At 63.2% G+C, this 20,605-nt stretch carries 26 protein-coding genes and 1 tRNA gene; 9 read left to right on the top strand and 18 right to left on the bottom strand.

Annotation, left to right across the window (positions count from 1 at the left end):
- Positions 1 to 4 precede the first annotated feature (4 nt).
- Both tig and B3446_RS05850 read right to left on the bottom strand, forming a co-directional pair.
- Positions 5 to 1,315 (bottom strand): trigger factor, encoded by a 1,311-nt coding sequence (gene tig / locus B3446_RS05855; RefSeq protein ID WP_175123409.1) that lies wholly within the window; start codon positions 1,313 to 1,315, stop codon positions 5 to 7.
- Positions 1,316 to 1,479: 164 nt separating this feature from the next.
- Positions 1,480 to 2,235, bottom strand: a complete 756-nt coding sequence (locus B3446_RS05850) for a M48 family metalloprotease (RefSeq protein ID WP_175123410.1) — start codon at positions 2,233 to 2,235, stop codon at positions 1,480 to 1,482.
- A gap of 244 nt (positions 2,236 to 2,479) precedes the next feature.
- On the opposite strand from B3446_RS05850, the gene B3446_RS05845 reads away from it, so the two are divergent.
- Positions 2,480 to 3,025, top strand: a complete 546-nt coding sequence (locus B3446_RS05845) for a TIGR00645 family protein (RefSeq protein WP_175123411.1) — start codon at positions 2,480 to 2,482, stop codon at positions 3,023 to 3,025.
- A 96-nt stretch (positions 3,026 to 3,121) separates the two neighbouring features.
- Here the strand turns inward: B3446_RS05845 and B3446_RS05840 are convergent, their stop codons facing one another.
- From B3446_RS05840 to B3446_RS05820, 5 genes are all read right to left on the bottom strand, one after another.
- Positions 3,122 to 3,328 (bottom strand): cold-shock protein, encoded by a 207-nt coding sequence (locus tag B3446_RS05840; protein ID WP_042794090.1) that lies wholly within the window; start codon positions 3,326 to 3,328, stop codon positions 3,122 to 3,124.
- 321 nt (positions 3,329 to 3,649) lie between these two features.
- Entirely contained in the window at positions 3,650 to 4,213 is a 564-nt protein-coding gene (locus tag B3446_RS05835) for a DUF924 family protein (protein WP_191575871.1), read from the bottom strand.
- A 118-nt stretch (positions 4,214 to 4,331) separates the two neighbouring features.
- Complete coding sequence (locus tag B3446_RS05830) at positions 4,332 to 4,535, bottom strand: cold-shock protein (RefSeq protein ID WP_006220190.1); 204 nt, start codon at positions 4,533 to 4,535, stop codon at positions 4,332 to 4,334.
- A 371-nt stretch (positions 4,536 to 4,906) separates the two neighbouring features.
- Entirely contained in the window at positions 4,907 to 5,227 is a 321-nt protein-coding gene (locus B3446_RS05825; protein WP_175123413.1) for a hypothetical protein, read from the bottom strand.
- Positions 5,228 to 5,320: 93 nt separating this feature from the next.
- Complete coding sequence (locus tag B3446_RS05820; RefSeq protein ID WP_291378275.1) at positions 5,321 to 5,722, bottom strand: hypothetical protein; 402 nt, start codon at positions 5,720 to 5,722, stop codon at positions 5,321 to 5,323.
- Positions 5,723 to 5,845: 123 nt separating this feature from the next.
- Here B3446_RS05820 and B3446_RS05815 point away from each other — a divergent pair, with 123 nt between their 5' ends.
- Entirely contained in the window at positions 5,846 to 6,145 is a 300-nt protein-coding gene (locus B3446_RS05815; RefSeq protein ID WP_191575872.1) for a DUF2513 domain-containing protein, read from the top strand.
- 25 nt (positions 6,146 to 6,170) lie between these two features.
- Here B3446_RS05815 and B3446_RS05810 read toward each other — a convergent pair whose 3' ends face one another.
- From B3446_RS05810 to B3446_RS05800, 3 genes are all read right to left on the bottom strand, one after another.
- Positions 6,171 to 6,476, bottom strand: coding sequence for a hypothetical protein (locus B3446_RS05810; RefSeq protein WP_191575570.1), 306 nt, complete (start codon positions 6,474 to 6,476; stop codon positions 6,171 to 6,173).
- 95 nt (positions 6,477 to 6,571) lie between these two features.
- Complete coding sequence (locus B3446_RS05805) at positions 6,572 to 6,958, bottom strand: RidA family protein (protein WP_291378273.1); 387 nt, start codon at positions 6,956 to 6,958, stop codon at positions 6,572 to 6,574.
- 25 nt (positions 6,959 to 6,983) lie between these two features.
- A complete protein-coding gene (locus tag B3446_RS05800; protein ID WP_291378271.1) occupies positions 6,984 to 8,141 on the bottom strand; it encodes a DSD1 family PLP-dependent enzyme in 1,158 nt (385 codons plus the stop codon).
- A 121-nt stretch (positions 8,142 to 8,262) separates the two neighbouring features.
- On the opposite strand from B3446_RS05800, the gene B3446_RS05795 reads away from it, so the two are divergent.
- On the top strand, positions 8,263 to 9,177 hold the full coding sequence (locus tag B3446_RS05795) for a LysR family transcriptional regulator (protein ID WP_291378269.1): 915 nt from the start codon (positions 8,263 to 8,265) through the stop codon (positions 9,175 to 9,177).
- Positions 9,178 to 9,210: 33 nt separating this feature from the next.
- Here B3446_RS05795 and B3446_RS05790 read toward each other — a convergent pair whose 3' ends face one another.
- Entirely contained in the window at positions 9,211 to 9,609 is a 399-nt protein-coding gene (locus B3446_RS05790; RefSeq protein WP_291378267.1) for a RidA family protein, read from the bottom strand.
- A 157-nt stretch (positions 9,610 to 9,766) separates the two neighbouring features.
- Here B3446_RS05790 and B3446_RS05785 point away from each other — a divergent pair, with 157 nt between their 5' ends.
- The gene (locus B3446_RS05785) at positions 9,767 to 10,075 is read left to right on the top strand and encodes a hypothetical protein (RefSeq protein ID WP_175123421.1); all 309 of its coding nucleotides are present in this window, start codon (positions 9,767 to 9,769) and stop codon (positions 10,073 to 10,075) included.
- 10 nt (positions 10,076 to 10,085) lie between these two features.
- Here B3446_RS05785 and B3446_RS05780 read toward each other — a convergent pair whose 3' ends face one another.
- The gene (locus tag B3446_RS05780; RefSeq protein ID WP_175123422.1) at positions 10,086 to 10,343 is read right to left on the bottom strand and encodes a hypothetical protein; all 258 of its coding nucleotides are present in this window, start codon (positions 10,341 to 10,343) and stop codon (positions 10,086 to 10,088) included.
- 101 nt (positions 10,344 to 10,444) lie between these two features.
- Complete coding sequence (locus B3446_RS05775; RefSeq protein WP_291378265.1) at positions 10,445 to 12,094, bottom strand: intermembrane transport protein PqiB; 1,650 nt, start codon at positions 12,092 to 12,094, stop codon at positions 10,445 to 10,447.
- 160 nt (positions 12,095 to 12,254) lie between these two features.
- Between B3446_RS05775 and B3446_RS05770 the strand changes: the two genes are divergently transcribed.
- Positions 12,255 to 12,740 carry a GNAT family N-acetyltransferase gene (locus tag B3446_RS05770; protein ID WP_291378263.1) on the top strand — a complete coding sequence of 162 codons (486 nt, stop codon included), beginning with the start codon at positions 12,255 to 12,257 and terminating at the stop codon, positions 12,738 to 12,740.
- A gap of 14 nt (positions 12,741 to 12,754) precedes the next feature.
- On the opposite strand, the gene B3446_RS05765 is transcribed toward B3446_RS05770, so the two are convergent.
- From B3446_RS05765 to aqpZ, 3 genes are all read right to left on the bottom strand, one after another.
- Positions 12,755 to 13,063 (bottom strand): DUF3892 domain-containing protein, encoded by a 309-nt coding sequence (locus B3446_RS05765; RefSeq protein WP_291378261.1) that lies wholly within the window; start codon positions 13,061 to 13,063, stop codon positions 12,755 to 12,757.
- A 68-nt stretch (positions 13,064 to 13,131) separates the two neighbouring features.
- Positions 13,132 to 13,989, bottom strand: a complete 858-nt coding sequence (gene kdsA, locus B3446_RS05760) for a 3-deoxy-8-phosphooctulonate synthase (RefSeq protein WP_175138361.1) — start codon at positions 13,987 to 13,989, stop codon at positions 13,132 to 13,134.
- 136 nt (positions 13,990 to 14,125) lie between these two features.
- A complete protein-coding gene (gene aqpZ / locus B3446_RS05755) occupies positions 14,126 to 14,839 on the bottom strand; it encodes an aquaporin Z (protein ID WP_291378259.1) in 714 nt (237 codons plus the stop codon).
- A 262-nt stretch (positions 14,840 to 15,101) separates the two neighbouring features.
- On the opposite strand from aqpZ, the gene B3446_RS05750 reads away from it, so the two are divergent.
- Positions 15,102 to 15,641 carry a hypothetical protein gene (locus tag B3446_RS05750; RefSeq protein WP_191575580.1) on the top strand — a complete coding sequence of 180 codons (540 nt, stop codon included), beginning with the start codon at positions 15,102 to 15,104 and terminating at the stop codon, positions 15,639 to 15,641.
- Between the two features lie 20 nt (positions 15,642 to 15,661).
- Here the strand turns inward: B3446_RS05750 and B3446_RS05745 are convergent, their stop codons facing one another.
- Both B3446_RS05745 and B3446_RS05740 read right to left on the bottom strand, forming a co-directional pair.
- On the bottom strand, positions 15,662 to 16,987 hold the full coding sequence (locus B3446_RS05745) for a diguanylate phosphodiesterase (RefSeq protein WP_291378256.1): 1,326 nt from the start codon (positions 16,985 to 16,987) through the stop codon (positions 15,662 to 15,664).
- Between the two features lie 270 nt (positions 16,988 to 17,257).
- Positions 17,258 to 17,344, bottom strand: a tRNA-Leu gene (locus tag B3446_RS05740).
- 47 nt (positions 17,345 to 17,391) lie between these two features.
- Here B3446_RS05740 and dapC point away from each other — a divergent pair.
- From dapC to dapE, 3 genes are read left to right on the top strand one after another with little or no spacing between them, the layout of a single operon-like run.
- Positions 17,392 to 18,588: a succinyldiaminopimelate transaminase gene (gene dapC, locus B3446_RS05735; protein WP_291378254.1), complete on the top strand. Its 1,197-nt coding sequence runs from the start codon at positions 17,392 to 17,394 to the stop codon at positions 18,586 to 18,588.
- 24 nt (positions 18,589 to 18,612) lie between these two features.
- Entirely contained in the window at positions 18,613 to 19,434 is an 822-nt protein-coding gene (gene dapD, locus B3446_RS05730; protein WP_175123430.1) for a 2,3,4,5-tetrahydropyridine-2,6-dicarboxylate N-succinyltransferase, read from the top strand.
- Positions 19,434 to 20,573, top strand: a complete 1,140-nt coding sequence (gene dapE, locus B3446_RS05725; protein WP_175123431.1) for a succinyl-diaminopimelate desuccinylase — start codon at positions 19,434 to 19,436, stop codon at positions 20,571 to 20,573. The genes dapD and dapE overlap by 1 nt, the downstream gene beginning before the upstream one ends.
- Positions 20,574 to 20,605 lie beyond the last annotated feature (32 nt).

Here is a 20,605-nt window from a genome sequence, read left to right as displayed (position 1 = left end):
AGTGTTACGCCATCCCCATCAACTGATCGAAAGCCACCTTTTCGTCGGTGACCTTGGCCTTTTCCAGAACATGCGCGACGACGTTGTCTTCGAGCACGATAGCCTCGATTTCAGCACGACGCTGGCGGTCTGCCAGGTAATAGCTGACAACCTGGGCGGGTTGTTCGTAGTTCTGGGCGAATTCTTCGATGCGTGCGCGCACCTGTTCCGGCTTGGCTTGCAGCTGAGCTTGCTTGACCAGTTCGGACACTAGCAGGCCCAGGCGGACGCGGCGCTCGGATTCGGTCGAGAAAGCCTCGGCCGGGATCGGCACGGATTCGGCATTGGGCACGCCGCGCTGCTTCAGTTCTTCGCGGGCAGCGGCGATACGGCCTTGCACGTCGTTGTCGATCAGGGCCTTCGGCACGTCGAACTTGCCGGCTTCGACCAGGGCGTCCATGACGCTGGCCTTGGTGCGGCCTTGCGAACGGACCTTCACTTCGCGCTCGATGTTGCTGCGGATGTCGGCCTTGAGCTTTTCGACGTCGCCTTCGGCTTGGCCGAGCGACTTGGCGAATTCGCCGTTCAGTTCGGGCAGGACGCCTTCAGCCACTTCCTTGATGGTGATGGTGAATTCGGCGGTCTTGCCGGCGACTTCAACGCCTTGGTAGTCATCCGGGAACTTGAGCTGGAAAACCTTGGTTTCGCCAGCCTTCAGGCCGCGGGCGGCTTCTTCGAATTCCGGCAGCATGCGGCCTTGGCCGAGCACGAACGGGAAGTCTTCGGCCTTGCCGCCTTCGAACGGCACGCCGTCGATGGTGCCGGCGAAGTCGAGGGTGACGCGGTCGCCGTCGGCGCTGGCGCGGCCTTCACGGGCTTCGAACGTGGCGCGTTGCTTACGCAGCACGTCCAGCGTCTGCTGGACTTCTGCGTCGGTGACGGCGGTTTCGTAGCGGGTGACGGCCAGCTCGGACAGGTCCGGCACGGCGACTTCGGGGTAGACCTCGAACGTGGCGGTGAACGCCAGCGTGTCGTCGGAAACGCCTTCCGTCTTGGGCTCGAGGTTCGGGGCGCCGGCAACGCGCAACTTGGCGCCGTCGATGGCTTGTTCAAAGGCACGGCCAACTTGGCTATTGATCACGTCGTAGCGGATGCTGGGACCATGGCTGCGCTCGAGCATGGCGAGCGGCGCCTTGCCCGGACGGAAGCCGGGGACCTTGGCGGTCCGAGCCACGCGCTTCAATTGCGCCTGGACTTCCTTTTCGACGTCGGCCACCGAGACGGCCAGATCAACACGGCGCTCCAGGCCGGAGAGGGTTTCAACCACAGGCTGCATTAAAAGACCTATTTTCCGAGAGATGAGATTACGGGCGGATAAACGCGGCATTTTACCGGAAACTTCCGGCACCCTGACGCAAAGGGGCGCGAGCCCCGGATTTGCCCGGATGCTCGCGCCCCGTTTATCGCCCAAAAAGCGAGGACGGACGCCTTGCCGAGAGGTTACTTGGCCTTGGCGATGCGGTCTTCGATGTGCTGCGCACGCTTGGCCGAGGACGGGTGCGAGCTCATCATATCGCTCTTGCCGCCGTCCAGCTCGGCCAGCTTCTGGAACGCGGTCACGAGACCCCGCGTATTCTGTTTCTTGGACTGCAGCAGGTCGAACGAATAATCGTCCGCCGCACTTTCCTGCGATTGCGAGAACTGCGCGTTGATGAACTTCTCGGTCAGGTCGCCCAGTTGCGAGGAGCTCAACTGAGCCACAGTGGCGCCGCCAGCCGCGCCCGCCGCGTCACGCGCAGCCGACACCGTGTAGGCGGTCTGCATCGCCTTCTTGGTGTGGCCCAGGGCCACGTGACCGATTTCGTGGCCGACCACGCCCATTACTTCGTCGTCCGTCATCATGTCCATGAGACCGCTATACACGCGGATGCAGCCGTTGGCCATTGCCCACGCGTTGACGTCCTTGGTGACATAGACCTTGTAGCTGGCTTTCTGGCCATTGACCGTGCTGCCCAGTGCCTTGGCGATCTTCTGCAGACGGGCGTCGTACTTGCTGCCCGGCGCGGCGATCTTTTCCTGCGAATCGCTTTGCGCGCACGCCTTGTCCGACAGGGTCTTGATCTCGGCATCGCTCAGCGTGGCCGCCTGGACGACCTTGGCGCCGGCGCCGACGAGCCCACCGATGTCCAACGCATGTGCGGCCGAGTAAGGGGCGAGCGCAACGGCCAACGCGGCGACGGTGTAGCGGATCTTCATGGGAACAAACTCCTATTGACTTGTTCTATGCAAACGAGGCGGCAATTCTATATACGCCCACAGCTTTCGAAGCATTCCGGCACAGAGTTTCGCAAATGCGATTTTCTCTTACCAAATAGCCGAGCAATTCGAAGGCTGCCATGCTAGCCCTTTTAAAGCCGGCCAAAAGAGATGTCCGCTGTGCCATGGCGTTGATAGAATTGCCGCCGCGCTTTTTTTCGCAAACCCAACGGCTCGCACCCACATGATCCCGAATCCCCCTCCCCGCCTAGGCCTGCTTCCCAGCCTCATCTTCAGTTCGCGCTGGCTGCAGCTACCGCTATACCTGGGCCTCATCGTCGCGCAGGGCGTCTACGTGATGCTGTTCCTCAAGGAGCTCTGGCACCTGGTCACCCACGCCACCAGCTTCGGCGAAATGGAAATCATGCTGATCGTGCTCGGACTGATCGACGTGGTCATGATTTCCAACCTGCTGGTGATGGTCATCGTGGGTGGCTACGAGACGTTCGTATCGCGCCTGCGCCTGCAGAACCATCCCGACCAGCCGGAGTGGCTGAGCCACGTGAATGCCAGCGTGCTCAAAGTGAAGCTTGCGATGGCCATCATCGGGATATCGTCGATCCACCTGCTGCGCACCTTCATCGAAGCCGGCACCATCGGCACGCCGAACGCGCGCTTCACCGAAGCCGGCGTGATGTGGCAGACCATCATTCACGCCATCTTCATCCTGTCGGCGCTGGGGATCGCCCTGGTCGACAAGCTGTCGACCGGCAGCTCAGCCAAGCACTAAGGCAAGCCAGGACAAAAAAAGCCCCCACGCGCAAAACGTGGGGGCTTTTTTATGGATAGAACACCGGGTCAGAGCCCGGAGCACTACCCAAGAAGCTCAGGCCGCGACCTTGATGTTCTTGGCGCTGGGACCCTTGGGGCCGGTTCCAACGTCGAAAGTGACCCGCTGGTTTTCTTGTAGCGACTTATAGCCTTCGCTACGGATTTCGGAGTAGTGAGCGAAAAGATCCTTGCTGCCGTCGTCGGGCATGATGAAGCCATAACCCTTTTCGGCGTTGAACCACTTGACGATGCCGGTTGCCATGGGATGTCCTTGACCTAAAAAGCGATTGCTCGCGGGACGCCAGATCTTCAAGGATGGGAGAGGATAGCAACCGCGGCACCACTGACGGCGACCAAGGAGAACGCAGACCGCGTCGCTTGAGAATCTCGCTGAAACCAGTTTATTGGTGAACCCGGAAAAACGTCAAATGTCCGAAAGGGCTGGATTCACGCCCGGAAAAGCCCGCTACACCCGCTAAAGAGCGCAAGCCGGGCGTCACGGCACGCCCAACATTTTCAACTTGCCACGTACCGATACAGGTGGACACTGCGCCGCTCGAAGTCCCTATGAGTGCCGCGCGCCCTACCCGGCGAAACCACCCGATTCCAGGAATTCGCGTTCGGCCTGGGTCGTCTGTCGAGCCAATGCCGCGTTCCGGTGCGGGAAACGCCCGAACCGCTTGATGATGTCGCGATGCAGGACGGCCCAACGCACGGCTTCCGCACCCAGCGGCTCCATCAAGGCGATAGCCCGATTCTGCGCGGCCAGGTTCTCGGCGTGTTCGAACGGCATGTAGAAAAACTGGCGCAGCGAGGGATCGACCGCAAGATCATGGCCCGCCGCGATGGCGCGTTCGGCAAAATGCAGCGCCAACGCGTCAGTGGCGAACATATGCCCGGTATCGCGGTAGGCATTGCGCGGAAACTGGTCCAACAGGATCATCAGCGCGATTGCGCCAGCGGGTTCGTCCAGCCAGGCATCGAGTCGGCGGGCAGCCGCCGCCATATGCGCATCTTCAAAGCGCGCCCGAAAGTCCGCATCGAACTGGGCACTCTTGCTGAACCACTGCGCGGGGCCAGCGTCCAGCCAGAATGCGACGACCTCGTCGGGTTGCAGGGCGAACGTCTTTGGCGGTGTCGTGGTCATGGCGGCGATGGACTCGGGGAATTGGAAGCGTTGGCCGCGAGGAAAATCGGCCGTCAAGGATACCGCGTAGAAAACAAAAAAGGCCCCGCGAGGGGCCTTCTTGAGAAAACTCAGATCCTTACAGGACTTGAATCTTCGTGGCTTGCGGGCCCTTGGGGCCATTGGCCGTCACAAAGCTGACGCGCTGGTTCTCTTCCAGAGACTTGAAGCCCGAGCCCTGAATTTCGGAGAAGTGAGCGAAAAGGTCCTTGCCGCCCGCTTCCGGGGTGATGAAGCCATAACCCTTTTCCGAATTGAACCACTTAACGACGCCGGTTTCCATACTGTATTTCCTAGAGATAATGGGCAAATGCCCGGAGGTCACGAATCAATCAAGGAGGGGACAGTAGAACAATAACGCTGAGCCGGAAAAGGCACGGCACTGATCGAAAATCGCAACGCTTGTGATCGTGTGCCGACACTATCGTTATGTTCCCCTCACAAGTCAACATAATCCTAAAAAATACGTGCCAATAATGCAACAAAGAGAAACTGCGCAGTTATTTCGCACGTTTTTAAAGGGTAAACGAGTCCCTGCATTGGTGTTAACACCAATACATCATAAAAAAACAAACAAGGCTTATATAAATGCCATCAAAAGCGCGTACGACCTGCAATACGCCGTTTGGATGACACTATGGTTTGCCGTCAGGCTTACTCGTCGATAGGTAAACCCAACAAGTCGAGCGCCGCGCCAAAAGCATCGGGACCCGAGCAAAGGAAAACCGCCACGTCGCCGGGATTCATATTTTCCAGCACTTGGTCGATCTGTTCTTGCGCATTATCAACATTGTCGACATTGGCGGCGTGTATGTCCGCTCCTGCATCGACTTTTTCGCGAGGCACGATGTCTGCGATCGCATTGAGATCGTCTATGCCCATCACGACATAGACGCTGATGCTTTCGCCATCCAGCGTGGTGTGCAGCTCGACGCCGCCCGCTACGTCGGCAACGTGCCGACTGAGTATTTCCATTTCCATCTTCCTTGATTTGCGGGCTGAGCCCGCCAGGGCGCTGCACCATGCAGGTGCTCACGCACGCCCAGGCGCGACTATAACAGCCTTAGGCTAACGTTTCTTGGACAGGGGGGGGCCCAGCGACTGGCGGGCGGCGCCGGACGTGGCTGCCACGCTACGGCAGCGCACCCCGGCTTCGGCCAACACGCGCGCCAGCGGCTTTTGCGCGGCCAGGAAGGCGGACTTCTCGTCGCCTGCCAGCTTGCACAGGAAAAGCTGGGCCTGGAGCTGAGTGCGGCGGGCCTTGCGGTTGTCGGCCTCTTTGGCGAGCCATTCGCCCACCCAGGCGGCGGCGGCCTCGGCGTCGCCCTGCTGCTTGACGTGGCCGAGCAGGTCGTAGACGGTCACGCCGTCGATGCGCTCATCCTCGCCGCGCGAGAGGAACAGCTTGGCGGACTGGCCCGTGTAGCCGGGGACGACCGCCAGGCAATCCCGTTCTGCGGGTTTTTTCATGGTGTTTTCGAATGTGGTTTAGCAAGAACCCCGGACTGTAACGCAGGCGCGCGCGCAGTCCTATTGCTGCAGCCGAAGTCTGCTATCGTCGGCGTGTTCTTTTACCCCTACATGGTGGACAACATGCAACGCGATTTCGACTTGGTCGTCACGATTCTGGGCGCCCTGCGCGACGCCCCCGGCCCCAACCTCAGCACGCACGACATCAAGAACGCCGCGCTGGCGCCGCATCCCGAAGAGCAAGGCCTGCAGGTCATCGCGCATCACCTGGACCTGCTGGAAGACGCTGGCCTGGTCAAGCAGGTCAGCGAGACTTCGGCGAACGCCGGTGCGACGCGCTGGCGTATTACCTGGAAGGGTTACGACGCCCTCGAGCAGGATGAGGACGACGAAGAGGATGAGGACTTCGACGCGGAAGAATGAAAGGCCCCGCCGGCCGATCAGCGCGTCATTGGCGCAATGATTGAGGCATCTGCTGTTGCTGACGGTGTAGCCGGATACGCCGCGTCAGCAACGCCGCCGCGGCGCCGATCACCAGACTGAACATGAAGGCGGCGATGGATAGCATCGCCGCCAGTTCATCGAACCCGCCCTGGCGCGCCAGCAGCAGCACCACCGCGAAGATTGCCGCCGCCAACCCCAGCAGGCCGATCACCAGTTGCTTGACGGACTGCAGGCGGCCGCACAAGGCGCCGCCGGCAAGTGCGGCGGCCACCATGGCAGCCATGGACCAGAACAGATACTCGTAATGCATGTGGACGGTCTCCGCCAAGGGCATTGAGGCGCTCGCATTATAGGCGTGACCTGTTTGGCGGCCTCTCGCGTCCGTCCTTGCCCCGCAGTACTCGGTCAGCCCACCGCCACCACACTGATTTCCACCAGCGCGCCGTAATGGAGGTCGCGCGTGGGCACAATGGCGCGGGCGGGGCGGTGGCTGCCAAAGCACGCTTCGTACACCGCATTGACCTCATCCCACAGACTGACGTCCGGGATGTAAACGGTGACGTTGACCACGGACGATAACGACGAGCCTGCGGCTTCAAGAATGGCCCGCACGCTGCGCAGCGCTTCCCTTGTCTGGCCGGCCGCGTCCGCCGCCAGCACAGGGCGCACGCCGGGTCCGGCCGGGGACAAAAAGCCCAGCTGCCCCGATACGAAGACGAAGCCGTTGGCGCGAACCGCCTGGGAATAATGCCCGGCCGGCAGCGTGGCGTCGGGCGTTTGAATGAAGTCCATGCCGAAATCCTTTTTGATGCGCGGCTCACCAGCCACGGAAGCGTTCCCAGCGTGCCACCACGCCCGGCTCGCCGGGGCGCACGACCTCGTAGGCGTCGTGCTGCGCGCACGTCGCGCAGGCGTGATTCGGGACAATGCGCAGTTTGGCGCCGATGGGCAGGTCCGGCAGGACCGCGTTGCTGCCAGGGCGCACCTTGATAATCCCCTGCTCCTGGTTGGTTTCGGCCAGCAGCACGTCCGGATAGACCTTGCCGTCCACATCGCACACCAGCCCGTACAACTGGTCCACCGGCTGCTTGGCGGTGCCACGGTCCCGCGACATGGCCATCCATCCCGCATCAACCAGAATCCAGCCCTTCTCGGGCTGATGGCCGATGACGGTGGTCAGCACCGTCGCAGCGATGTCGTCCACGCTGCACACGCCCAATCCGGCCATGACCAAGTCGAAGAAAACGTACACGCCGGCGCGGACTTCCGTCACACCGTCCAGATTGCGTGCAAAGTGCGCGGTGGGCGTGGAACCGACGCTGACGACCGGGCACGGGAGGCCCGCGCCGCGGATCGCCTCTGCGCAGCTCACGGCGGCCCAGCGTTCCTGTTCGGCCATGTCAGCAATCGCCTCGACGCTGCGGCAGCCATAGGATTCGCCCGCGTGCGTCATGACGCCGCGCAGGCACGCCCCGCCTTCGTGCAACACGCGCGCGATTGCCAGCAGTTGGTCCGTGTCCTTGGGCTGCACGCCGGCACGGTGGCCGTCGCAATCGATCTCGATGAGCGCCGGGATGGGATCGCCGGCAGCTTTGGCACGCGCCGACACCGCGCGCGCGGCCTCGATGCTGTCGACGACAACGGTCAGGTCGACGCCGCGCTGTCGCAAGGCCACCACGCGGTCGAGCTTCGACGGCGACACGCCCACCGCATACAGCAGATCCGTGACGCCAGCAGCGGCGAACTGTTCGGCCTCTTGCAAGGTCGAGACGGCGGCTGGCCCTTGCGGCGTCGCCATCAGCCGGCGGGCGACCTCGATGGACTTAGGCGTTTTCAGATGGGGACGCAACTGGACGCCGTGGCCAGCCATCAGGGCGTTCAGACGCGCGATATTGCGCGTCATGCGCGTTTCGTCGAGCAGCAGGCAGGGCGTTTCCAGGGCATCCAGCGTGGATGCGACGGTTTCCAGGGTCATGGCAATCTCTTTGCGAGTGAGCGGCAGGCACGACGGGCCTGCGGGAATCAGCACGCAGTATGGCGCGGACGGCGCTTCCCTTGTTTAATGGAAACTTAATATCCCATTAAGCTTTAACTGAATGATTGCCACTGACGACCTGCGCTTTTTCCTGAGCCTTTCCACGGCGGGCTCGCTTGCGCAAGCAGCGCGCGCGCTGGACGTCACGCCACCTGCGATCACGCAGCGCCTGAACGCGTTGGAAAAGCGGCTGGGCGTACGACTGGTCAACCGGTCGGCCCGTGGCATCGCGTTGACCGAAGAAGGCCGTCTATTGGCGATGCGGGCCGCGCAGATCTGCAATGACCTGACGTTGCTGGCCGACGAATTGGCGGGACGCCGCGGCGTCGTGGCGGGACACCTACGGGTGGTTGCACCGCTGGGGTTCGGCCAACGTTACATCGCCGGATTGGTCGCGGATTTCCGGTCGCGCAGCGAAGACGTCACGGCCAGCCTGACATTGTCGGACGGCCCTCCCCGCCTGGCGTCGGATGACTGGGACGTAATGGTTCATATCGGAGAGTTGCGCGACTCCACGCTGGTCGCCTACCCGCTGGCTCCCAACCGGCGCATCCTGTGCGCATCGCCCGCCTACCTGGCGCGCCGCGGCTCGCCGACCACGCCGGAGGACCTGCGCAACCACGACTGCATCGCCTTGCGCGAAAACGACGAAGACGTGACGCTGTGGCGGTTTAGCCGTGCCCGCGGCGCGGGGGTCGCCGTGCGCATCGCGCCTGTCATGTCGTGCAATGCCGGCGCGACGGCGTTGGAATGGGCGCGGGCCGGACACGGCATCATTGCGCGGTCGGAATGGGACGTGACCGCGCACCTGCGGACGGGTGAACTCGTGCCCTTGCTGGCGGGCTGGAATCTGCCTGACGCGAATGTCGTGGCGTTGGTGAAGACTAGGCAGGAGTTGTCCGCGCGCACGGCGGGATTTCTGGCGTCCCTGCGCGCAGCTTTTGCCCAGCCGCCATGGCGCGAGGCGTCAGCCTAGCAGGCGCCCAGATGGAACGCCGCAACCCGCTGCTCAGTCGAGCATCGCTTCCGCTTCAATCTCGATCAACCATTCCGGCAGCGACAGCCCGCTGACGATGACCCAGGAAGACGGCGGCGGATCGACCTTGAAGCGGTCCCGCAGCGCCTGCGCCACGACTTCCTGTTCGGTGCTCACTGAATCGCAGATGTAGATGCGCAGCATGATGACCTGCGACAGGCTGCCGCCGGCCGCCGCCAGCACGCGCTCGACGTTGTCCAGCGCGGCCTCGGTTTGCACCTGAAGCCCCGGACCGACCGTCTTCTCGTTGACGTCCACGCCGACCTGGCCGGACAGCAGCATACGGCGCTGCCCGCTCACGATAACCGCCTGGCTGAATCCGTATTGCACGGAATTGAATACCGTATCGGGATTGACGACGATTCGGGACATGCGGATCTCCTGGGCAAAACGGCGCTAGGCGGCCGGCCATTCTATCAACCGGTCATGCGTCAGGACATGGGCGCAACGCTGAATCGACCAAACGCGGTATGGAGGCGCGGCACGGCGTTTGCTACGCTGGCTCATCTGTTCAGCCAGGGTGATGGCCATGAGCGAGAAGATTCGAGTCCTGTGTATTCAGCCTGCTTCTGCCTCCGCGCGTTTCGCGTTCTTGTTGATCGCGCTGAAGTGGTCGATGGGCGCAACCCCTCGGCCGTCTCGACTGCAGATCGGACCGCATGATTTGGCGCCCGAGGGCTCGGAAGGCGCATTCTGGCAATTTGCGCTTCGTCACGCCTTTTCAAGCCAGTCCATTCTTGTCACCCGAGGCGACCACTGGGATGTGGCGGCATCGGTGGACGGCGACGAGGTCCGCGCGTTTGGCAGGACCTTTGCGTTGAGGCAGTGCCTTTTTTGATCCGCGCACCTCAGGCGTCTGCAGGCGCCTTGCGGTGATAGGCAGCCAGCTCCTCGGCCGTCCAGCGCTGCCGCGCCTCGTCCTGACAGCAGGTCCGATACACCAGCGCGCCCACGTCCAGAAAGCGTTTCACATCGGCTTCCGTGAGCTTTCCCTGCACCTGCATAAGGCAGTCCGCAAGGGTTGAAAGCACGCCGTCCCACCCGTCGAATCTGCCCGGCGACACCGGCAACGTAATCATGCGCGCCATCATTTCACTATGGTCCATGCTGAGTCTCCGCTCTGACGGGGCGCCGCTCGGTCCGCAACCAAGCGGCGCCCCGGCGTCATACAGCAAGTGGCGTTCCCGGTGCAAGGCTGCGTACCAGATCAACGAGCCGTCGACCGGCCGGTCACCGGATCAGGCGCGCGCCCTCGCAGCAGGGACCCCGGGTGAGCCTGCAGGTAGTCTGCCAACTCCCGTAGCGACCTCGCCGTGCGCGCCAGTTCTTGCAGCAGTGCGCTCGTATTGACGGGCAGGCCGGCATCGGGACTGAGCAGCCCGCCGACGGCGGCGAGCGACCGGCTTGCCTGGCGCAACGTCGCGGTCGCCTCGGGCGCAAGCTGTGTGTCCAGCCGCCTCATCAGCTTGGACGTGCCCTGCAGCAGGTTATTGAGTTCGGCGCCCAGGCCTTCAAAGGGAATCCTGTCGAGCTTGGTCAGGATGCTGTTGATCTGCAGTTGCAGCTGGTCCAAATTGTTCGGCACCGTGGGAATGAAAGGCGCTTCTTCCATCTTGAACGTCACCGGCTCGGCGTCCGGGAATACTGCCATGGCGACATACAACTGGCCTGTCAACAGGTTGCCGATGCGCAACTGCGCCCGCATTCCCTGGTCGACCAGGGCCGCCATCAGCTTGCCGCTGGGATGCGTGTCCGTAGAACCGGAAAACTCCTTGATTTCTTCAAACGTTTTGGCGCCCAGCCGCTCCGGATAGAGGGTGGCATCCACCAGCGCATAGAACTGTTGCGTGCTGCGATCGAGTTCCAGTCCGATGGCGTCCACTTGGCCGACCGACGCGCCAAACGCGTCGATGGGCGCGCCCACGGACAGTCCGCGCACTGATTGGTCGAACCGCATGCGGATGCGCAGCGGCGTGCCGTCCGGCTGCGCGCGTGCCGCGGTCTCGGAGGGGTAGATGACGAACGCGGCGTCCGGTTTGGCTGCGGTGTGTAAACGGGTCTCGACCGAGTCGAAGGCGACGCCGCCCACGATCACCGACACCAACGACTGAGATCGCACTTGCAGCCCGCCCGAATCCACCGAGAAGTCCACCCCGCTGGCGTTCCAGAAACGCGTGCCTTCGTTGACGAAGGCGTCGTTGGGCGCATCGACGAACACCTGGATATCGACGCCCTGGCCGGTGGCATCCAGGCGATAGCTAACCACCTGCCCTACCGCGATGCGCCGGAAATAGACGGGCGATCCGATGTCCAGCGAACCAAGGTCGTGGCCCTTGAGGGTGAAGCGCTTGCCCGGCCTGTCCTGCGTCACCTCGGGCGGGACTTCCAGGCCGACGAAAGCGAACTTCGTCGCCTTGCGCGGATCGCTGCCGCCATTGCGGCCGGCGGGATCCAGGCCGATGTAGGCGCCGGACAGCAACGTGTTCAGACCTGAAACGCCACTGAGCGTCAGGCGCGGCCGCACCACCCAGAACACGGTGCCCTCCTGCAGGAGCCCAGCCGCGTCCTTGTTGAGCTGGACCGTCGCAATCACGCCGGTCCGGTCCTCGTTGAGCGCCACGCGCTGGACGGTGCCGACGTTGACTTCCTTGTAGCGCACCTGTGTCTTGCCGGCCTCCAGCCCTTCCGCCGTCTGGAAGCTGATCGTGGCCTCGGGCCCTGCGTCCATCCAGACCTTCAGCACGAGCAGCAGGCCGCCCAGCGCCGCAACAATCGGCACCAGCCAGATCCAGGAAAACCGCCGTCTGCGGCCGGCGGGCGGCGGCTTGTGTGCGACAGCAGGAGCAGTCTCGGGCATTGAAGGCATCCTTCGTGAGCACGCGTCTGGACTCTGGTTCAATCCCGATAAAGCGTCGCGCCGGGCGGTCCGCCGCGCAACAAGGGTATTCCCCACGTTCCGGCCTGCCCGCTGCGCCAATAGCGAGTAGGATAGCCATCCCAACAAACAGGAAAGATCCGTGAATATCGAAATTCGTCCTGCCGCACCGTCGGACGCGGCCCAGATCCATGCCTTCATTACCGAACTGGCCGTCTATGAACGCGCCGCGCATGAGGTGATCGCCAGCGCCGACGACGTCGAACGCACCTTGTTTGCCGAAGGCGCTCCCGCCCGGGCGTTGATCTGCCTGCTGGACGGCAAGGCCATTGGCTACGCCGTCTATTTCTACAGCTACTCCACCTGGCTCGGAAAAAACGGCATCTATCTCGAGGACCTGTACGTCACGCCCGAGCACCGTGGAATCGGCGCGGGGCGCGACCTGCTGCGTCATCTGGCACGCGAGGCCGTGACGAACGGCTGCGGACGACTCGAGTGGAGTGTGCTGGACTGGAATCAACCCGCCATCGATTTCTATCAATCCATCGGCGCACTGCCCCAGGATGAGTGGGTGCGTTATCGGATGGCCGGCGACGCGCTCGTCAACTTTGCCGAGGGCCGCCGCTAGGGCAGCCGCACTGGTTAGAACTCCGGCAGGTCGAACAGCGTGTGCAAGGTGGAACTGGGCACCGGCACCGACGCGAGGTGTTCGCGCCCGCCGGCGTCCACCAGCACACGCACCGCGCGCGATGCGACGGTAAGGCCGTCGACACTGATCGCGGTCTCGACCTCGGCGCCATCCTTGATGAGTTCAATGACTTCGGCGGCTGCGGCCGTCGTGGGCTCCGAGATCCAGCCGGGAACGCCGCGCACGGCCTGCCCCCAGCGCACGTAGGCGATATGGCCACTTCCGGCCTCTTTGCGCACGGCGACGATCACATACAAAGACATCCAGGCCTCCCTAATGTTTGGCCTGGATCGTATAACAGCTTGGCGGCCGTGTGATGACCGCGCACGCGTCAGGGTTCGATGTCGATCGGCGCAAAGGACTTCACCAGGTCGTCGAGCTGCTTGAGTTGCGTCAGGAAGGGCTCGAGCTTGTCCAGCGGCAACGCGCTGGGGCCATCGCATTTGGCGTTTTTGGGATCGGGGTGGGCTTCCAGGAAAAGGCCCGCCAGCCCGACCGCCATGCCGGCGCGCGCCAGGTCTGCGACCTGTTCACGACGACCGCCGGATGCCGCGTCCAGCGACGAGCGCTGCTGCAGCGCGTGGGTCACGTCGAAGATCAGCGGGCGGTTGCCGGACACTTTTTTCATGACGCCGAAACCCAGCATATCGACGACCAGATTGTCGTAGCCAAAACTGGTGCCGCGATCACACAGAATCAGCTTGTCGTTGCCGGCCTCGGTGAACTTCTCGACGATGTTCAGCATCTGCGCGGGACTGAGGAACTGCGGCTTCTTGATATTGACCACGCGCTGCGTCTTGGCCATCGCGACGACCAGATCCGTCTGGCGCGCCAGAAAGGCCGGCAGTTGCAGGATATCGGCAACTTCGGCTACCGGCGCCGCCTGCCACGGTTCGTGGACGTCGGTAATGACCGGCACACCGAATTCCTTTTTCACGGCTTCGAAGATCTTCATGCCTTCTTCGAGGCCAGGGCCGCGGTACGAATGGATGGACGAGCGATTGGCCTTGTCGAACGACGCCTTGAATACGTAGGGAATGCCCAGTTTGCGGGTGACGCGTTGGTACTCCTCGCACGCGCGCAGCGCCAGATCCTTGGATTCCAGCACATTGATGCCGCCGAACAGCACGAAGGGCCGGTCGTTCGCGCAGGCGATCGAGGGGGAGATAACGACTTCTGGGGCGGTCATGATGGGCGATCCTGTAAAGATGAAGCAGGTGATAGTGCGTAATGTACAACCTGCTTCATCGCGCCATCATCTGACCGGCCCCATTTTCAGCCCGCGGCGGCTCGGGAGTGATCCGCCGCGCCGCGGCTCCGTCCTGTCAGGCGCGTTCGATTGCCGGGTCACTGACCAGCCGGTAGGCCGCCGCGCCGATGACCGCGCCCACTATAGGCGCCAGCCAGAACAGCCACAACTGTTCCAACGCCCAGCCACCCACGAACAGCGCCGGTCCGGTCGAGCGTGCGGGGTTCACCGACGTATTGGTGACCGGGATGCTGATGAGGTGAATGAGGGTCAGCGCAAAGCCAATGGGAATGGCCGCAAAGCCGGCCGGCACCCGCCTGCTGGTGGCGCCGAGAATCACGAAGATAAAGCCGGCGGTGAGCACCACTTCGGTCACCATCGCGGCCAGCAGCGTGTACTTGCCCGGTGAATAGGCGCCGTAGCCATTGGCGGCGAAGTGGCTGGCCCTCAGGTCGAAACCCAGCTTGCCGTTTGCGATGCAGGCCAGGACCGCCGCAGCGGCAATGGCGCCCAGAACCTGAACGATGACGTACGGCAGGATTTCTCGGGCGGGGAAGCGTCCGCCGGCCACCAGGCCGACTGTGACAGCGGGATTGAAGTGCCCGCCAGATATGTGGCCCACAGCAAAGACCATCGTCAGGACGGTCAGGCCGAACGCCAGCGCAACGCCCGCGAATCCGATGCCCAATTGGGGAAAACCGGCGGCCAGCACCGCCGCGCCGCAACCGCCCAGCACCAGCCAGAAGGTGCCGAAGAACTCTGCGCCGCAACGCTTGGGTAGTGAATACATGTCCATCCCTCAGTAACGAAAACCCTAAGGTATCGGCAAGCGCGCGAGGCAATATTCAAGAATCGACAATCTTGACGATTCTTGTATGCCGGCGCGTCAGGCGTGACGCTGCTCGACAACATAGCCGGGGCGCACGCCGCTTGGGATCGTTCGGATGGCGGATGGGACCGCATTCGCTGGCTGGGTTGGCGGGCGCGATTTCGTTGGCGGAAACAAACAGCGGATGCTAATTTCAGCGGCACGCCTTCGCCGGAGGATCACCGTGAAACTGCTGCTCGCCTTCGTTCCCTTCATCACCTTTGCGCTGTTGGAGCACCGGGTCGGCACCCACGCCGCGCTCGTGGCCGCCACGGCCGTTTCCGCCCTGCTGGTCATCCGGGACCGGTTCATTCTTCACGTTTCGCCCAAGACACTCGAGGTCGGATCGCTGATCCTGTTCGGGGCGCTTGCCTTCGCGACGCGCTTCCCGGCGTTCAGTCCGTCGCTGTTGAGCGTTCGGCTGCTGGTGGACGCGGGGCTGCTGGCCATCGTGCTGGGTTCGATCTTTGCCGGCCGTCCCTTCACGCTTCAGTACGCGATGGAACGGGTGTCGCCCGAGGTGGCCGCCCGTCCGGCGTTCCGGCGCACCGCGGAACGGATCGCGTGGGCGTGGGCCGGCGCGTTCGTCGTCATCGTGCTGGCGGATCTGGCGATGATGTACGTGCCGGCTTTCACCACCACCGTGGGCACGGTGGTCATCCTGGCGGCGCTTGGCGCAGCGGCCTGGTTCACGGCGTGGTTGCCCAAAGCGGCCAGGCGGTAATGCGCGCTGCCTGAGACGAATCAGTCCAGTCGGACGCGTTCAGGCCACTGCACTTCAGGGACGGCATTGAGCGCCGGTTTGGCAAACAGATAGCCCTGGAACCGCTCGATTCCGGCAGCCTGCAACCAGCACCATTCCTCGATCCGCTCCACGCCTTCGGCGACAGGCGTGATGCCCATTGCGCTGCACGTGCGGGCAATGCCGCAGACGATTGCCTGGCGCGGTCCGTCCTGATGAATGTTCTGAATGAGCTGGCGGTCGATCTTGAGCTTGTCCGGCTGAAACTCGGCCAGCAGCGACAGGCCCGCATAGCCAGCCCCGAAATCATCGATCGCAACGCCGATGCCGGCGCGGCGCAGCCGTTCGATCGCATCCCTGAAGGCGCGCGGCCGCTCGATCGCTTCCTGTTCGGTGATTTCGACGATCACATGCTGTGGCAACAGCGCGCACGCCGCAATCTGATCCACCAGGCGGTCGACCGCGGCCGGATCCTCAATCAGTGACATGGGCAACAGATTGACCGACAGCTTTACATCGGTCAGGCCCAGCCGCCGCGCCAGCTCGAATGCCGAGGCCTTGGATTCCAGATCCACGCGATAACGGTCCGCGGGATCCAGGCTGGCAAACAATTGTTCCGGCGATCCGCCCGATTGACCGCGGATCAGGAATTCAAAGGAGGTGATCTCGCGTCGCCGGGGATCGACGATGGGTTGCAGCGCAAAGGAATATGCCCGCGCAGGCGCTGCGGGATCTTCATGCGCCAACCGAACACCGCTGGCCGCAAACCGCCAGTTGGCCGCGTCGTCGCCCTCGACGATATGGTCGGTGCCATGCGCATCGGCATACCAGCCAAGAATCTTCACCACCCGGTCGTCACCGCCCGGCCACCTCGCCGGCTTTTTCATCTTGGCCAGAATGCGCGCGGAAACCTGTTGGGAATCGAGCGCTCGCAGGTCAAGCAGCGCCATCGCATCCCCCCCAAACCGGCGGGTGGGACCGTGATCCTGCATGAGCAGCACGACGTTCTTGTGGGCATCGTCGCGCCGGATGGCATCGAATATCAGGTTGACCGCTTCGTCGGGGCCCTCCAGCAACTGAACGAAATGAACGCCGTCAAAGAGCAATATGCCGGTCACCTGCAGGGCGGCGTTGCGGGCTCGGGCGGGCGTCAGCAGGTCGTTCAAGTCCTGCGCGTTCATCGGCGTGACAGCACGGCTGCGGTATATCAGTGTCGATAGCATGGCGTGCTCTATGCAAACGGGTCGGACGGGGAATGGCTTGCAGCAAGACAAATGTTCAAGCGAGCAGGCGTGATCCGTGGGAAATCTGTTCGAACGCGCCGTCACTGCCGCACGTCGATTGATCGGTGGTCAACGCGGCGCATGAATCGCTGCTGACGGACTGTGCGGATGGGGCCACGGCTTATTGGCGCCGATGGGTGCGGCTGCCGCCCGGGGTTCCAGAGTGGGTCTGGACGGATCGGGCTGAAAAGCTCAGGGAAACCGGTGGGTAACCGGACACTCTCCACGAACTGAAGCGGGCTTGGCCTGACCGACCCAATGATTTTGGAAATGATAGGTTCGAAACCTAAATCATTGAAATCGTGGGGAATTTGGTGGTGCGAAGGAGGGGACTCGAACCCCTACACCTGTTACGGCGTCAGGACCTAAACCTGGTGCGTCTACCAATTTCGCCACCTTCGCAATAGGCCAAGCCCGCTATTGTAGCTTGCTTGTTAAAATCTTGCGTCATGAATCCGCGCCTCGATGCCCTACACCCCTACCCGTTCGAAAAATTGCGGGCTTTGCTAGCCTCCGCCAGCTCGCAACCGGACGGTATTGCGCCCATCAACCTGTCGATCGGCGAGCCCAAACACGCCGCGCCGGAGCGCGTCGCGCAAGCCATCCGCGACAGCATGGGCGGGCTGTCGGTCTACCCCTCCACGAAGGGCGATCCGGCATTGCGCCGGGCGATTTCCGAATGGCTGGCGCGCCGCTACAGCATTCCGGCGCCTGATGCCGACACTCAGGTGCTGCCGGCGCTGGGATCGCGCGAGGCGCTGTTTGCATTCACCCAGACCGTGATCGATCCGTCGGCGGGTTCGGTGGTGATCTGCCCCAATCCGTTCTATCAGATCTACGAAGGCGCCACGCTGCTGGCGGGCGCAACGCCCTACTTCGTCAACGCCGATCCGGTGCGCAATTTCGGCAGCGACTGGAACCAGGTGCCGGACGACATCTGGAAGAAGACGCGCCTGGTGTTCGTGTGTTCGCCGGGCAATCCCGCGGGCAACGTGATGTCGCTGGATGAATGGGAAACCCTGTTCGAATTGTCCGACCGCCATGGCTTCGTGATTGCGTCGGACGAGTGTTACTCCGAGATCTACCTGGACGAAGGCGATCCCCCGCTGGGCGGGTTGCAGGCGGCGCGCCGCCTGGGCCGGGACGACTACCGCAATCTGGTGGCGTTTTCCAGCCTGTCCAAGCGCTCCAACGTGCCGGGCCTGCGCTCCGGGTTCGTGGCCGGCGACGCCGCGCTGATCGGCCGTTTTCTGTTGTATCGCACGTATCATGGCAGTGCGATGAGCCCGATCGTGTCCGCGGCCAGTATTGCCGCATGGACGGACGAGACCCACGTGAAGGAAAATCGGCGCCAGTACCGCGAGAAATTCGATGCGGTCGTGCCCATCCTGCAGAAGGTGCTGGATGTGTCACGGCCGCAAGCTTCGTTTTATCTGTGGGCGGCAACGCCCGGTTCGGATACGGCGTTCGTGCGTGACCTCTATGGCCGCACCGGTGTTACCGTGCTGCCGGGCAGTTTCCTGGCACGCGAGGCCCATGGCTTCAATCCGGGCCAGGGACGCATCCGCATCGCCCTGGTGGCGCCTTTGGCTGACTGCGTGCAGGCGGCCGAGCGCATCGCCCATTTTGTACATACCTCTGTTTGACCAACCTTTAAAAGCTGAGCCGATATGACTCTCGACCTGCAGACCACCATTGAACAAGCCTGGGAAAACCGGACCAACCTGTCTCCCGTCGACGCCAGCGCCGAAGTGCGCGAAGCCGTTGAGCACACCATCGACGGGCTGGATCTGGGCCGCCTGCGCGTGGCCGAGAAGATCAATGACGACTGGGTCGTGCACCAGTGGATCAAAAAGGCCGTGCTGCTGTCGTTCCGTCTGAACGAGAACGCCATCATGGGCCAGGCGCCCCTGCAGTTCTACGACAAGGTGCCGCTCAAGTTTTCGGAATTCGGCGACAACGCGTTCAAGCAAGGCGGCTACCGCGTCGTGCCGCCGGCCGTCGCCCGCCGCGGCTCGTTTATTGGTCGCAACGTGGTGCTGATGCCCTCGTACGTGAACATCGGCGCCTACGTTGACGAAGGCACCATGGTCGACACGTGGGCCACCGTCGGTTCGTGCGCCCAGATCGGCAAGAACGTCCACCTGTCGGGCGGCGTTGGCATCGGCGGCGTGCTCGAGCCCCTGCAGGCCAACCCCACCATCATCGAAGACAACTGCTTCATCGGCGCGCGCTCCGAAGTCGTGGAAGGCGTCGTGGTCGAAGAGAACTCGGTGCTGGCCATGGGCGTGTTCCTGTCGCAAAGCACCAAGATCTATGACCGCGCCACCGGCAAGATCACGTACGGCCGTGTGCCGTCCGGCTCGGTCGTGGTGCCCGGTTCGCTGCCGTCGGCTGACGGTTCGCACAGCCTGGCCTGCGCCGTGATCGTCAAGCGTGTCGATGCGCAGACCCGCGCCAAGACCAGCATCAACGATCTGCTGAGGGCTTGATGAGCAATTCGGCCGTACTGGATCTGGTCAAGGACCTGATCGCCCGTCCCTCCGTGACGCCCGCGGACGAAGACTGCCAGGCGGCGCTTGCCGCCCGGCTCGAACGCATCGGCTTTACCTGCGAGACCATCGCGCAGGGCGGCGTGACCAATCTGTGGGCCCGGCGCGGCAGCGCCGCCCCGCTGACGGTCTTTGCCGGCCACACCGACGTGGTGCCCCCGGGCCCCCGCGAAAAGTGGAACAGCGATCCCTTCGTTCCCACCGAACGCGACGGCTGGCTGTATGGCCGCGGCGCGGCCGACATGAAAAGCTCGATCGCCGCCTTCGTGGTGGCGGCCGAGGAGTTCGTGGCGGCCCATCCGGACCATGGCGGTTCGATCGCGCTCCTGATCACGTCCGACGAGGAAGGCCCGTCCATCGATGGCACGGCCATCGTCTGCGACGCGCTCAAGGCGCGCGGCGAACAGCTGGACTACTGCATCGTCGGCGAGCCCACGTCGGGCGACGTGCTGGGCGACACCTGCAAGAATGGCCGTCGCGGCTCGTTGTCGGGCAAGCTCACGGTCAAGGGCATCCAGGGCCACGTGGCCTACCCGCACTTGGCGCGCAACCCCGTGCACCAGCTTGCGCCGGCGCTGGCCGACATCGTGAACATCGAATGGGACCAGGGGAACGAATACTTCCCTCCCACGACGTTCCAGGTGTCGAACCTGAACTCCGGTACAGGCGCCACGAACGTGGTGCCGGGCGAGGCGGTGGCGTTGTTCAACTTCCGCTTCTCGACCGCCAGCACGCCGGAAAGCCTGAAGCAGCGGGTTCATGCCGTGCTGGACAAGCATGGCCTGGAATATGACCTGGAGTGGGAACTGGGCGGTGAGCCGTTCCTGACCCCGCGCGGATCGTTGACGGATGCGCTGGTCAAGGCGATCCACGCCGAAACCGGCGTGACCGCCGAGCTGTCGACCACGGGCGGCACGTCGGATGGCCGCTTCATCGCCAAGATCTGCCCGCAGGTCATCGAGTTCGGTCCCGGCAACGCCACGATCCACAAGGTGAACGAGCGGATCGAAGTCGCCTCGCTGGAACCGCTCAAGAACATCTATCGGCGCACGCTGGAAAACCTGCTGTTGCCCGCATGATGCACGCGCCGGCGGGATGCAAGTCCCGCCGC

Origin of the sequence: Achromobacter sp. UBA5777, assembly GCF_002418565.1 — a bacterium.
Classification (GTDB): Bacteria; Pseudomonadota; Gammaproteobacteria; order Burkholderiales; family Burkholderiaceae_B; genus Achromobacter; species Achromobacter animicus.
The sequence above is the reverse complement of the archived record's forward strand: the minus strand, read 5'-3'. Positions and strand labels throughout refer to the sequence as shown.

Excerpts from the sequence above, each read along its gene's own strand:
- tig (WP_175123409.1), bottom strand. The coding sequence starts at position 1,315 with ATGCAGCCTGTGGTTGAAACCCTCTCCGGCCTGGAGCGCCGTGTTGAT.
- B3446_RS05795 (WP_291378269.1), top strand. The coding sequence starts at position 8,263 with ATGATTGCCACTGACGACCTGCGCTTTTTCCTGAGCCTTTCCACGGCG.
- B3446_RS05785 (WP_175123421.1), top strand. The coding sequence starts at position 9,767 with ATGAGCGAGAAGATTCGAGTCCTGTGTATTCAGCCTGCTTCTGCCTCC.
- B3446_RS05845 (WP_175123411.1), top strand. The coding sequence starts at position 2,480 with ATGATCCCGAATCCCCCTCCCCGCCTAGGCCTGCTTCCCAGCCTCATC.
- B3446_RS05840 (WP_042794090.1), bottom strand. The coding sequence starts at position 3,328 with ATGGCAACCGGCATCGTCAAGTGGTTCAACGCCGAAAAGGGTTATGGC.
- B3446_RS05810 (WP_191575570.1), bottom strand. The coding sequence starts at position 6,476 with ATGCATTACGAGTATCTGTTCTGGTCCATGGCTGCCATGGTGGCCGCC.
- kdsA (WP_175138361.1), bottom strand. The coding sequence starts at position 13,989 with ATGACCGCCCCAGAAGTCGTTATCTCCCCCTCGATCGCCTGCGCGAAC.
- B3446_RS05830 (WP_006220190.1), bottom strand. The coding sequence starts at position 4,535 with ATGGAAACCGGCGTCGTTAAGTGGTTCAATTCGGAAAAGGGTTATGGC.
- B3446_RS05790 (WP_291378267.1), bottom strand. The coding sequence starts at position 9,609 with ATGTCCCGAATCGTCGTCAATCCCGATACGGTATTCAATTCCGTGCAA.
- B3446_RS05820 (WP_291378275.1), bottom strand. The coding sequence starts at position 5,722 with ATGAAAAAACCCGCAGAACGGGATTGCCTGGCGGTCGTCCCCGGCTAC.
- B3446_RS05800 (WP_291378271.1), bottom strand. The coding sequence starts at position 8,141 with ATGACCCTGGAAACCGTCGCATCCACGCTGGATGCCCTGGAAACGCCC.
- B3446_RS05815 (WP_191575872.1), top strand. The coding sequence starts at position 5,846 with ATGCAACGCGATTTCGACTTGGTCGTCACGATTCTGGGCGCCCTGCGC.
- B3446_RS05765 (WP_291378261.1), bottom strand. The coding sequence starts at position 13,063 with ATGTCTTTGTATGTGATCGTCGCCGTGCGCAAAGAGGCCGGAAGTGGC.
- B3446_RS05825 (WP_175123413.1), bottom strand. The coding sequence starts at position 5,227 with ATGGAAATACTCAGTCGGCACGTTGCCGACGTAGCGGGCGGCGTCGAG.
- B3446_RS05835 (WP_191575871.1), bottom strand. The coding sequence starts at position 4,213 with ATGACCACGACACCGCCAAAGACGTTCGCCCTGCAACCCGACGAGGTC.
- B3446_RS05850 (WP_175123410.1), bottom strand. The coding sequence starts at position 2,235 with ATGAAGATCCGCTACACCGTCGCCGCGTTGGCCGTTGCGCTCGCCCCT.
- B3446_RS05780 (WP_175123422.1), bottom strand. The coding sequence starts at position 10,343 with ATGGACCATAGTGAAATGATGGCGCGCATGATTACGTTGCCGGTGTCG.
- aqpZ (WP_291378259.1), bottom strand. The coding sequence starts at position 14,839 with ATGTATTCACTACCCAAGCGTTGCGGCGCAGAGTTCTTCGGCACCTTC.
- dapE (WP_175123431.1), top strand. The coding sequence starts at position 19,434 with ATGAGCAATTCGGCCGTACTGGATCTGGTCAAGGACCTGATCGCCCGT.
- B3446_RS05775 (WP_291378265.1), bottom strand. The coding sequence starts at position 12,094 with ATGCCCGAGACTGCTCCTGCTGTCGCACACAAGCCGCCGCCCGCCGGC.
- dapD (WP_175123430.1), top strand. The coding sequence starts at position 18,613 with ATGACTCTCGACCTGCAGACCACCATTGAACAAGCCTGGGAAAACCGG.
- dapC (WP_291378254.1), top strand. The coding sequence starts at position 17,392 with ATGAATCCGCGCCTCGATGCCCTACACCCCTACCCGTTCGAAAAATTG.
- B3446_RS05805 (WP_291378273.1), bottom strand. The coding sequence starts at position 6,958 with ATGGACTTCATTCAAACGCCCGACGCCACGCTGCCGGCCGGGCATTAT.